This is a genomic window from Embleya sp. NBC_00888 (assembly GCF_045207655.1).
In the GTDB taxonomy this organism is placed as follows: domain Bacteria; phylum Actinomycetota; class Actinomycetes; order Streptomycetales; family Streptomycetaceae; genus Embleya.
Genome location: NZ_CP108784.1, coordinates 819118 through 832525, shown reverse-complemented (window position 1 = coordinate 832525; position 13408 = coordinate 819118). Strand labels below are relative to the sequence as shown.

The window sequence follows — 13408 nt, the reverse complement described above, 5'->3', positions numbered from 1 at the left end:
CTCGGTCGCCTACGCGGCTCGCTGCGCGGGACACGCCCCGGAATGGGCGCCGTTGCCGGTGCAGTACGCGGACTACGCGCTCTGGCAGCGGGAGTTGCTGGGCGCGGACGACGATCCGGCCGGTCTGATGTCCGGGCAGGTGGCGTACTGGCGAACAGCCCTCGCGGGACTTCCCGAGGAACTCGACCTGCCCGTCGACCGACCGCGCTCGACCACCGCCGGTCACGACGCGCACGTCACCCGGTTGGCGATACCCGCCGAATTGCACGACGAGCTGGTGCGGGTCGCCCGGGCCGAGGGCGTGACGGTGTTCATGGTGTTGCAGGCCGCGTTGGCGGTGTTGTTGTCCCGGTTGGGTGCGGGTACGGACATCCCGATCGGGACGACGGTGGCCGGACGTACCGACGAGGGCTTGGACGACCTGGTCGGATTCTTCGTGAACACGCTGGTGTTGCGGACCGACCTGGCCGGCGATCCGACCTTCCGCGAGGTCCTGGCTCGGGTCCGTGAGGCGGGTCTGGGCGCGTACGAGCACCAGGACGTGCCGTTCGAACGGCTGGTGGAGGAACTCGCGCCGACCCGGTCGCTGAATCGGCATCCGCTGTTCCAGGTGATGTTGACCCTCCAGAACACCGCACGTGCGGCGCTGGACCTGTCGGGGGTACGGGCAGGAGCGCCGCCGGGGGTCGGTGTGGCGCCGCTGTCACCGGCGGCCGCCGCGAAGTTCGACCTCGACGTGACCGCCGAGGAGAGCTACGACGAGCAGGGCAGGCCCGCCGGGATCCGAGGGTCGATCGTGGCCTCGGCCGACCTGTTCGACCCGGGCTCGATCGAGACGATGGCCGATCGGTGGGTGCGCGTGCTGGGGTCGTTGGTCGCGGATCCGAGCCTGCGGGTCGGTGCGGCGGACGTGCTGGACGACGACGAGCGCACCCGGATCCTGGTCGCGTGGAACGACACGGCGTCTTCGACGGTCGAGGTTCCGGCGCCGACGGTGATCGACGGATTCCTGAACCGGGTGGTGGAGGCTGCGGATGCGGTGGCGGTGGTGGCCGGGGGTTCGGCGCTGTCGTATGGGGAGTTGGGTGGTCGGGTCGGTCGTCTGGCGCGGTATTTGGTCGGGTTGGGTGTTGGTCCCGAGTCGGTGGTCGCCGTGGTGTTGGGGCGCGACGACGGGTTGATGACGGCGTTGTTGGGCGTGTCGGCTGCCGGTGGTGCGTATTTGGCCATCGATCCGACGCAGCCGGCCGAGCGGATTGCCTACGTACTGGATGATGCGGCGCCGGTTCTGGTGGTCACGGACACGGGGAATGCCGGGCGGGTGCCGTCCACGTGGTCCGGGGCCGAGGCCGCGGTGCTGGTTCTCGACGAGCTTGCGGTGGTCGCCGCGTTGGAGAGCCTGGCGTCGTCGCCCGTGAGTGACGCCGATCGCTTGGTGCCGCTGTCGGGTTCGCACCCGGCCTATGTGGTCTACACGTCGGGTTCGACCGGGCAGCCCAAGGGCGTGGTCGTCTCGCAGACCGGATTCGCGAACACCGCTGCTGCGGGGCGTGTGCGGTTCGCGGTCGGGGCGGGTTCGCGGATGGCGCAGTTCGCGTCGGTGGGGTTCGACAATTTCTGTCTGGAATGGTCGGTGGCGCTGTCGTCCGGTGCGGCGTTGGTGGTGGTGCCCGACGAGCGTCGGCTGGGCGCGGAGTTGGCCGGGTTCTTCGCCGACGAGGCGATCACACACGCGACCTTGCCGCCCGCCGTCTTGGCCGGACTGCCCGTCGAGGCGCTGCGGTCGGATGTGGTCCTGGAGGTGGGCGGCGAGGCGTGCCCGCCGGATCTGGTGGCTCGTTGGGCGTCCGGTCGGGTCATGTTCAACACGTACGGGCCGACCGAGACGACCGTGGACGCCACGGTGTGGCGTTGCCGGCCAGGGGTGGGTGAGGTTCCGATCGGGAGGCCGATCGCGAACGCTCGGGCGTATGTGCTGGATGATCGTCTCGCGCCCGTGCCGCCGGGGGTGACCGGTGAGTTGTATGTGGCCGGTGCGGGTCTGGCTCGGGGTTATCTCGGTCGGGCGGCGTTGACCGGTGAGCGGTTCGTGGCGTCGTCCTTCGGCTCCGGTGAGCGGATGTATCGGACCGGTGACCGGGCGCGGTGGACGGCCGCGGGTGACCTGGTGTTCGCCGGTCGGGCGGACGATCAGGTGAAGATCCGGGGGTTCCGGATCGAACCCGGTGAGATCGAGGCCGCATTGGCCGCACACCCCCGGGTCGCGCGGGTTGCCGTGGTCGTGCGCGCCGACATTGCCCAGGGCGTGTCCCGGGACCGGCGCCTGGTTGCCTACGTCGTGCCGCGCGATGGTGAGGTGCCCGAGGAACTGCGCGAGACGCTGCGGAGGTTCGCTGCCGGTCGGTTGCCGGAGTACATGGTTCCGTCGGCAGTTGTCGTGCTGGACGCAATCCCGCTGACCGCGAACGGGAAGCTGGACCGCAAGGCGTTGCCCGCTCCCGAATATCCGACCGGGACGAATGGTCGTGGCCCGTCCTCGCTGCGGGAGGAGGTGCTGTGTGCGGCGTTCGCCGAGGTGCTGGGTCTGCCTTCGGTCGGGGTGGACGACAACTTCTTTACGCTGGGCGGGCATTCGCTGCTGGCGGTAACGTTGGTCGAGCGGTTGCGGGCGCGTGGGGTCTCGGTGTCGGTGCGGGCCCTGTTCGCAACGCCGACGGTGGCCGGGTTGGCCGCGTCGGCCGGTGTGGAACCGGTGTCGGTCCCGGCGAACCGGATCCCGGCCGACGCGACGACGCTGACGCCGGACATGTTGCCATTGGTGGATCTGTCCGAGGCCGAGGTCGCACGCGTCGTCGCGTCGATCGACGGTGGGGCCGCCAACATCGCCGACGTCTACCCGCTGGCACCGCTCCAGCAGGGCATCCTCTTCCACCACCTGATGGCGGGTGACGAAGAGCGCGACGTGTACATATCCCCGTTCGTGCTGGAATTCGACACGCGGGAGCGCCTCGACGCATTCCTGCGGGCCCTCCAGCAGGTGATCGACCGGCACGACATCTACCGCACGGCGATCCTGTGGGACGGCGTCCCGGATCCGCTTCAGGTGGTGCAGCGGCATGCTCCGCTGCCGGTGCGGGAGATCGCGTCTGCCGAGAGTGGAGACGACGCCGTCGCGCGACTGCTGGCCGCCGGTGGGCTGACCATGGACATCGGTCGTGCGCCGCTGATCGACGCACACGTCACACCCGCGCCCGAAGCCGGCCGCTGGTACGGCATGTTGCGCGTGCACCACATCGTTCAGGACCACACCGGGATGGAGGTCCTGCTCCAGGAGGTGCGCGCCTTCCTTGCCGGTCGCGGCGATGAACTGGAGCCGGCGCTGCCGTTCCGGGACTTCGTGGTGCAGGCGCGGGAGAGTCTGCGGGACGGTGGGCACGAGGAGTTCTTCGCGGAGCTGTTGGGTGATGTCACCGAGACCACGGCGCCGTTCGGGTTGCTGGACGTGCGCGGTGACGGCAGCGGTGTGCGGCGGGCCGAGTTGCCGGTGTCGGACGACGTGGGCGTGCGGATCCGGGAGGTGGCGCGAGACCTCGGGGTCACGCCCGCGACACTCCTGCATGTGGCCTGGGCACGCGTGTTGTCGGTGCTCTCCGGGCGGGACGACGTCGTGTTCGGCACCGTGCTGTTCGGGCGGATGAACGCGGGTGCCGGTGCCGACCGCGCGTCGGGTCTGTTCATGAACACGCTGCCGGTGCGGGTACGTACCGACAGGGTGGGCGCGTCGGCGGCCGTCGGCGCGATGCGGGACCAACTTGCCGCGCTGATGGAGCACGAACACGCCCCGCTGGTGGTCGCCCAGCAGGCGAGCGGGATCAGCGGAGACATGCCGTTGTTCACCGCCTTCTTCAACTACCGCTACGGCGGCGACCAAGGTGACCGGATCCCGACAACCGACCAGGACGGGCAGGACCCGCAAGGGGTCGGCCCGGGCGACGACGGCCCCGCGGGAATCCGTACGGTTTTCGCGTTGGAGCTGACGAACTTCCCGCTCGCGGTCTCGGTCGACGACCTCGGCGCGGACGGCTTCGCGTTGACCGTGGATGCCACGACTCCCGGTGATCCGCATGTGGTCACGCGTCTGCTGCACACGACGATCGAGAACCTCCTCGGTGCCCTCGCGAACGATGCCGACCGCGATGGATCGGACGTCCCCCTGAGCTCCGTCGCGGTGTTGGACGAGGCCGAGCGGACCCGCGTGCTGGTGGAGTGGAACGACACGGCGGTGGACCTGCCGACCGATGCGGTGCCGGCGATGTTCGCGGCCCGAGTGGCCGAATCACCGGACGCGATGGCGGTGATGTGCGACGGCATCGAGACCTCCTACGCCGCGTTGGACGCGCGTGCGGGCGGCCTGGCGCGGTTGTTGCGCGAGCACGGGGTCGGTACCGGCTCGGTGGTGGGTCTGTGCCTTCCGCGTGGTGTCGATGCGGTGGTGGCGATCCTGGCCGCGTGGCGGGTCGGTGCCGCGTATCTGCCGATCGACCCGGCGTACCCGTCGGACCGGATCACCTTCATGCTGGCGGACAGTCGGGCAAGCATCCTGATCAGCACCACCGCGCTGCTCGAAGACCGCCTTGCCGCCCTGCGCGACGACCTTCCCGCGCCTCAACTGTCCACGATCGCGGTCGACGACCCGGCCTCGCGTCCCGAGGACGCGGCCACCGAGCCATGGATCGTCGTGCGACCTGCGGAGTTGGCGTATGTGATCTATACGTCGGGTTCGACGGGTCGGCCGAAGGGTGTGGCGGTCACGCACGGCGGGTTGGCGAACTATGTGGCGTGGGCCGGCGAGGCGTATGGCGTCGGGGTATCGGGTGGTGCGCCGCTGCACTCGTCGCTCGCGTTCGACCTGACGGTGACGAGTGTGTTGTTGCCGCTGGTGTCGGGGTCGCCGGTGACGGTGAGTCCCGAGGGTGGTGCCGATGGCCTCGCGGGGCTGTTGCGTTCCGGGTCCGGGTTCGACCTGGTGAAGGTGGTGCCCGCGCATCTGCCTTTGCTGGGCGAGTTGTTGACGGACGACGAGGCGGCCGGTTCCGCGCGGTGTGTGGTGGTCGGTGGTGAGGCGTTGTTCGGGGCGGATGTGGCCGCGTGGTTGGCGCGGTCGCCGGGTTCGGTGGTGGTGAACGAGTACGGGCCGACCGAGACGGTGGTGGGTTGTTGTGTCTTCGAGGTTCGTGCGGGTGACGAGGTGTCGTCGGGTCCGGTGCCGATCGGTCGTGCGATTGCGAATACGCGGTTGTTCGTGCTGGGTGGGGATCTTGCTCCGGTGCCGGTGGGTGTGATCGGTGAGCTGTACATCGCGGGTGCGGGGCTGGCTCGGGGTTACATTTCGCGGCCGGGGTTGACGGCGGATCGGTTCGTGGCGTGCCCGTTCGCGGTCGGGGAACGGATGTACCGCACCGGGGACCGGGTGATGTGGACCGAGAGTGGACACCTCGTGTACCTCGGTCGCGGTGACGAGCAGGTCAAGATTCGTGGATTCCGGGTCGAGCCCGGTGAGATCGAGAGCACACTCGGCGCGCATCCGCTGGTCGCCCGTGCGGTGGTGGTCGCGCGTGAGGACACCCCGGGGGACAAGCGGCTGGTCGGCTATGTCGTTCCCGTCGAGGCCGGTGCCGCGGCGGACGGCAAACTGCCGGAGGAACTGCGCCGGTTCACCGCGATGCGGCTGCCCGACCACATGGTTCCCGCGGCGGTCGTGGTGCTCGACGCGCTCCCACTGACGGTCAACGGCAAGCTGGATCGCAACGCACTGCCCGCCCCGGAGTACGTCTCCGGCATCGGCGGCCGTGGTCCCTCCTCGGTACGCGAGGAGGTCCTGTGCGCGGTCTTCGCCGAGGTGTTGGGCGTGCCTTCGGTCGGGGTGGACGACAACTTCTTCACACTGGGCGGGCATTCGCTGCTGGCCATCACGCTGGTGGAGCGGTTGCGGGCGCGGGGCGTCTCGGTGTCGGTGCGGGCCCTGTTCCAGTCGCCCATAGTGGCCGGACTGGCGGCTGCCGCAGGGCCGATCCCGGTGCGCGTGCCGGTGAACCGAATCCCGGCCGACGCCACGGCACTGACGCCGGAGATGTTGCCGCTCGTCGACCTGTCGGCCGCCGAGGTCGGGCGGCTGGTCGGGTCGATCGAGGGTGGTGCCGCGAACATCGCCGACGTGTACCCGCTGGCGCCGCTCCAGGAGGGCATCCTTTTTCATCACCTGATGGCCGGTGACGACGAACGTGACGTCTACGTCTCGCCCTTCGTCCTGGAGTTCGACACGTCGACTCGGCTGGACGCCTTCCTGTGGGCGCTCCAGCAGGTGATCGCCCGGCACGACATCTACCGGACCGCGATCGTGTGGGAAGGCGTGCCCGAGCCGGTCCAGGTGGTCCAGCGGCACGCGCCACTGAGTGTGCGGGAGATCGACCTCGGCTCGGAAAGCACCGATCCGGTGGCCGAGTTGGTCGCCGCAGGCGGGCTGAGCATGAACATCGGCCGGGCACCGCTGATCGACGCGCACAGCACGCGTCTGCCCGACGGGACCCGGCTGTTGTGCCTTCTGCGGGTGCACCACATCATCCAGGACCACGTCGGCATGGAGGTCCTGCTCCACGAGGTGCGGGCGTTCCTCGCCGGTCGCGGCGGTGAACTGGAGCCGGCGCTGCCGTTCCGGGACTTCGTGGTGCAGGCGCGGGAGAGTCTGCGGCACGGTGGGCACGGGGAGTTCTTCGCGGAGTTGTTGGGTGATGTCACCGAGACGACGGCGCCGTTCGGGTTGCTGGATGTGCGTGGTGACGGTACGGGTGTGCGGCGGGCCGAGTTGCCGGTGTCGGACGACGTGGGTGTGCGGATTCGGGAGGTGGCGCGGGGGCTGGGTGTGAGTCCGGCGACGTTGCTGCATGTGGCCTGGGCGCGGGTGTTGTCGGTGCTGGCGGGGCGGGACGATGTCGTGTTCGGGACGGTGTTGTTCGGGCGGATGAACGCGGGTGCCGGTGCGGACCGGGCGTTGGGTCTGTTCATGAACACGCTTCCGGTTCGGGCGCGTACCGAGGGTGTGGGTGCTCTGGCGGCCGTCGCCGCGATGCGGGACCAACTCGCCGCGCTGCTCGAACACGAGCACGCACCGCTCTCGCTCGCGCAGCAGGCGAGCGGGATCACCGGCGACGCACCGCTGTTCACCGCCTTCTTCAACTACCGCTACAGCGGCGAGCCGGAGACCGGGCGCGAGGCCGACCCGCAGCCGGGCCCGGGCACGCCCGACGGTCGCACCGACGACGACACGATGGGCGTTCGTACGGTCTTCATGGAGGACCTGACCAACTTCCCGCTGGTGGTGTCCGTGGACGATCTCGGCGCCGAGGGCTTCGGGTTGACCGTGGACGCGGCGGCGCCGGTCGATCCGCATGTGGTCACGCGGATGTTGCACACCACGATCGAGAACTTCCTCACCGTCCTGGCCGACGCCACGGCGCGTACGGTCGGCGCGGACGGCATGGGCCTCCCGAACACGGCCGCCGGCGACGTTCCGCTGGGCAGCGTGGACGTACTGGACGCCGCCGAGCGGTCCCGGCTGCTGCTGGACTGGAACGACACCGCGCTGGACGTGCCGACGGCCACGGTTCCGGAGTTGTTCGCGGCCCAGGTGGCACGGGCGCCGCACGCGGTGGCCGTGGCCGGGGACGGGTTCGAGCTGAGCTACGCGGAGTTGCACGCCCGAGCCGATCGGCTGGCGCGGTATCTGGCCGGGTCGGGGGTCGGCCCGGAGTCGGTCGTCGCCGTGCTGCTGGAGCGTGGCGTCGAACTGGTGGTGGCGCTGCTCGCGGTCTGGAAGGCCGGCGCGGCCTACCTGCCGATCGACCCCAAGCAGCCGACCGACCGGATCATGTTCATGCTCACCGACAGCCGGGCGATGGCGCTGGTGGGCACGGAAGAACTCCTGGAGGACCTGCCGCTCGGACACATCCTGACGATCGCCCTCGACGACGACCGGGTGCGGGGCGCCCTCGCGGTGCCCGCGAGCGGACCCGCAACGGTCGCCGCGGCCCGGCGCGAGGGCCTCGCCTACGTGATCTACACCTCGGGCTCGACGGGCACGCCCAAGGCCGTCCTGGTGTCGCACGCCGGCGCGGTGAACCTGGTCGCGGCACGCGGACTCGACCTGGACGCGAACAGCCGGGTGCTCCAGTTCGCCTCGGTGGGCTTCGACGCCGCGACCTGGGAACTGTTGATGGCACTGTGCTCGGGAGCACGTCTCGTGGTGGCGCCGGCGGACGAACTCCTGCCCGGCGCGGGCCTGATCGACCTCGTCGATCGGCACCGGGTGACCCACCTGCTGCTGCCGCCCACCGTGCTGGGCCTCCTCGACCCCGACGATCTTCCGTCGGTCTCCACACTCCTGTCCGGCGGCGAGGCGCTGGACGCCGAACTGGTGGCCGGATGGGCGCCGGGTCGGCGATTGATCAACGCCTACGGGCCGACGGAGATGTCGGTGGTGGCGACCATGTCCGAGCCGCTGAGGCCGGGCGACGAACCGGTGATCGGCGCGCCGATCGTCAACACCCGTGCCTACGTGCTCGACGAGTACCTCAACCCGGTGCCGCCGGGAGTGGTCGGCGAGCTGTACGTGGCCGGCGCGGGCGTCGCGCGGGGCTACCTGGGCCGTCCCGGGCTCACCGGCCTGCGCTTCGTCCCGGACCGGTTCGCCGCCGACGGATCGCGGATGTACCGGACCGGGGACCGGGTCGGGTGGACCGACGACGGGCGGTTGAGGTTTGCCGGGCGGGCCGACGACCAGGTCAAGATCCGCGGTTTCCGGATCGAACCGGGTGAGATCGAGGCGTTGTTGGTCACCCATCCGCGGGTGGCCCGGGCCGCGGTGATCGCCCGCGAGGACGTGCCGGGCGACAAGCGGCTCGTCGCCTACGTGGTGGCCGCCGCCGCAAGCGGCCAGGCCGCCGCGCCGGATCGCGAACTCCCGGAGCTGTTGCGCCGGTTCGCGGCCGAGAAGATGCCCGAGTACATGGTGCCCGCCGCCGTGGTCGTGCTGTCCGTGCTGCCGATGACGCCGAACGGGAAGCTGGACCGCAAGGCGCTGCCCGCACCGGAGTACGCGGGAGCCGGCGACGCGGGCCGGGCCGCGACCGATGCCCGGGAGGAAATCCTGTGCGGGGTGTTCGCCCAGGTCCTGGGCCTGGAGACGGTCGGCGTCGACGACGACTTCTTCGACCTCGGCGGACACTCGCTGCTGGCGACCCGGTTGGTGTCCAGGGTGCGTGCGGTACTGGGCGCGGAGATCGCGATCCGGGAGCTGTTCGAGGCGCCCACCGCGGCCACACTCGCGGCACGGATCGCCGAGTCGGGGACGGGTGCGGTACGCCCGGCGCTGACCGTGCGCAAGCGGCCCGAGCCGCTGCCGTTGTCCTTCGCCCAGCGGCGGTTGTGGTTCATCGAGCAATTGGAGGGCCCGAACCCGACGTACAACATCCCGGTGGTGGTGGGTCTGTCGGGCGACCTGGACGAAGAAGCGCTGGCCGACGCGCTGCGGGACGTGATCGCACGGCACGAGGTGCTGCGTACCGTGTTCCCGGTCGCGGACGGCGAGCCGTACCAGCACATCCTCGACCCGGCCGGGTTCGACTGGGAGCTGCACGTGCGCCGCGTCGCAGCCGACGAACTGGCCCCGGCGGTCGGTCGGGCGAGCGAGTACGCCTTCGACCTCTCCACCGAGATACCCATCCGGGCCTGGCTGTTCCGCTCCGAGGTGGAATGCGTCCTGGTCGCGGTGGTGCATCACATCGCGGGCGACGGATGGTCGTGGGAACCGCTGGGCCGGGACATCGCCCAGGCGTACACGGCCCGCCGCGCGGGCGAGGAGCCGGAGTGGGAGCCGCTGCCGGTGCAGTACGCCGACTACGCGTTGTGGCAGCGCGAGTTGCTGGGCGGCGAGGGCGACCCGAACAGTGTGTTGTCGGCCCAGGTCGCCTACTGGCGGGAGACCCTGGCCGGAGTCCCCGAGGAACTCTCGTTGCCGGTCGACCACTCGCGTCCGGCGGTCGCCACTCACGTCGGTCACAGCGTGCCGTTGGAGATCCCGGCCGAGACGCACACTCGCGTGGTCGAACTGGCGCGGGCCGAGGGCGTGACGGTGTTCATGGTCCTCCAGGCCGCGCTGGCGGTGCTGTTGTCGAAGCTGGGCGCCGGTTCCGACATCCCGATCGGCGCGGCCGTCGCCGGGCGCACCGACGAGGCACTGGACGATTCGGTCGGGTGTTTCGTGAACAGCCTGGTGATGCGCACCGACCTCTCCGGCGACCCCACGTTCCGCGAACTGCTGGGCCGGGTCCGCGACGCGGGCCTCGGCGCGTTCGGCAACCAGGACGTGCCGTTCGAGCGATTGGTGGAGGAACTCGCGCCCGCCCGATCGCTGGCCCGGCACCCGCTCTTCCAGGTCATGCTCACGGTGCAGAACAACGCGCGCGCCGCGCTGGACCTGCCCGGCGTACGCACCGACGCGCCGACCACGGATGCCGCCTCGGACCTGCCCTCGGTGGCCAAGTTCGACCTGGACGTCACCGTCGCCGAGGCGTTCGACCGGCATGGCCGGCGTGCCGGCCTGCTGGGTTGGGTGACCGGCACCGCGGACCTGTTCGAGGCGGACACCGTCCGGTCGATCACCGATCGATGGGTCCGGGCCCTGGCCGAACTGACCGCCGACCCGAGCACCCGAATGGGCGCGCTCGACGTGCTGGACGCGGACGAGCGTGCGCGTGTGCTGGTGGAGTGGAATGACACGTCTGTCGAGGTGGGTCGGGTGTCGGTGGTGGGTTTGTTGGGGCGGTGGGTGGAGGGGTCTCCGGGTGCGGTGGCGTTGGTGTGTGGTGGGGAGGAGGTGTCGTTCGGGGAGTTGGATGTGCGGTCGGGTCGGTTGGCGGGTTATTTGACCGGTTTGGGGGTGGGTCGGGAGTCGGTGGTGGCGGTTGCGTTGGAGCGTGGTGTGGATTTGGTTGTGGCGTTGTTGGCGGTGTTGAAGGCGGGGGCTGCGTATTTGCCGATCGATCCGGGTGCGCCGGTGGATCGGGTCGGGTTCATGGTGGGGGACAGTCGTGCGTCGGTGTTGTTGAGTTCCGAGGATGTGTTGGACGAGTTGCCGGTGCGTGGTGTGGTGTCGGTGGTGTTGGACGATCCGGGTGTGCGGGGTGTGGTGGCGGCTTGTCCGGTGGCTGTGCCTGTGGTCGAGGTGTTGGATGGTTTGGCGTATGTGATTTATACGTCGGGTTCGACGGGTCGGCCCAAGGGTGTGGCGGTGTCGCATCGTGGGTTGTCGGGTTTGGTGGCGTCGCAGGTGGAGCGGTTTGCTCTGGGTGCGGGGGATCGGGTGTTGCAGTTCGCGTCGATCGGGTTCGATGCGGCGTCGGCGGAGATGTGGGTGGCGTTGTGTGGTGGGGCGACGCTCGTGTTGGCTCCTGCCGAGGAACTCCTGCCCGGGGCGGGCCTGGCCGAGGTGATCGCCCGGGACGGCGTCACGCACGTCACGTTGCCGCCGGCGGTCGTGAGCGTGATGGACGAACGGGACCTGGCCGGTGTGCGGACCCTCGTCTGCGCCGGTGAGGCGTTGGGTGCGGATCTGGTGGCGCGGTGGGCTGTGGGTCGGCGGTTGGTCAATGCGTACGGGCCGACGGAGACGACGGTGTGCGCGACGATGTCGGCGCCGTTGGCGGTGGGTGGTGAGCCGGTGGTGGGCTCGCCGATCGTGAACACCCGGGTGTATGTGCTGGACGGTCGGTTTGCGCCGGTTCCGCCCGGGGTGGTGGGTGAGTTGTATGTGGCGGGTGCGGGTCTGGCGCGGGGTTATCTGGGCCGGTCGGGGTTGACGGCCGAGCGGTTCGTGGCCTGCCCGTTCGGGGGCGGTGGCGAGCGCATGTATCGCACCGGGGACCGGGCCCGCTGGACCGCCGACGGCCGGCTGGCGTTCGTCGGGCGCGCCGACGACCAGGTCAAGATCCGAGGCTTCCGGATCGAACCCGGTGAGGTGCAGAGCGCCATCGAAGCACATCCCGATGTCGCCCGCGCCGCGGTGATTGCGCACGAGGATGCGCCCGGTGAGCTTCGGCTCGTTGCCTACGTCGTCCCGAGCGACTCCCGCGCCGCGGACGTCGGGGACGACGGCGAGTACGAGAGTGGGCTCGCCGAGCGACTCCGCGAGTTCGCGGCTCGGCGATTGCCCGCGTATATGGTCCCGTCGGCCGTGGCGGTCCTCGATGCGCTCCCGCTGACCGCGAACGGCAAGCTCGACCGCAAGGCCCTGCCCGATCCGGGGCGCGGTGGCGGAGGGGCTTCCGGTACGGGCTCCGGCCGGACTCCGGTCACGTCGTTGGAGGTGCTGGCGTGCGAGGTGTTCGCCGCCACCCTGGGCGTGGACTCGGTGGGAGTGGACGACAACTTCTTCGAACTGGGCGGACACTCCCTGCTCGCGGTCACGCTGGTCGCCGAACTGGCCGCGCGCGGAGTGTCGGTGCCGGTCCGGACGGTGTTCGCGGCGCCTACCCCGGCCGAGTTGGTGCGGCGGATGAATCTCGGCGCGGTCCGGGACGCGCTGGGCGTGCTGTTGCCGATCAAGGCCCAGGGGGACGGGCTGCCCTTCTTCGCGCTGCCGCCCGGCGCCGGATTGAGCTGGTGCTACACGCCGTTGGCTCGGCACCTCGACGCGGACGTCCCGCTGTACGGACTCCAGGCTCCGGGCCTGGACGGTGTCGGCGAGATGTCCCGGTCGGTCGGCGAAATGGTGGACGTCTACCTGGAGCAGATCCGCGGCGTACAGCCCAAGGGCCCCTATCACCTGCTGGGATGGTCCTTCGGTGGCATGCTCGGACACGAGATCGCGGTCCGGCTGCGAGCCGAGGGCGAAGAGGTCGCCGCACTCGTGATCATGGACACCTATCCGGCGACCGCGTTGACCGACCCGGAGGCGCGCGACGAAGAGGTCGAGAGCCCCGGGAGCGGCTCCGCGGACGCGGCCGACGACGATCGCAGCGAACCGACCGAGCGCATGCGGGCCGTGCGGCGGGAGGCGGGCTTCGAAGGCGCGGTCTCCGACGACGAGTTGCTGATGCTGGCCCGGATCCAGCGCAACAACGGCAACATCGGCGCCGACCACGAGTACGGCCGGTTCGACGGGAACGTGGTCCTGGTGGTCGCCGAGCAGGACAAGCCCGTCGGGTTCGTCGGCGCGGACAGCTGGCGACCGCACGTGACCGGTGAGATCACCGAGGTGCGGTTGCCTTGCGCCCACGCGGAGTTGGTGCTTCCGGAGATGCTCGGCCGGATCTGGTCGGCCGTGGCGGAACGGCCGGGCCCGGACCCGCGGTGA

General features: G+C 70.3%; 1 protein-coding gene (cut by a window edge). It reads left to right on the top strand.

Annotated features, from left to right (window positions below):
- On the top strand, positions 1–13408 hold the 3' portion of the coding sequence (locus tag OG948_RS03420; RefSeq protein WP_406293719.1) for a non-ribosomal peptide synthase/polyketide synthase. 10127 nt of this gene lie to the left of the window's left edge; the window shows 13408 of its 23535 coding nt (coding positions 10128–23535); its start codon lies beyond the left edge, outside the window; its stop codon occupies positions 13406–13408.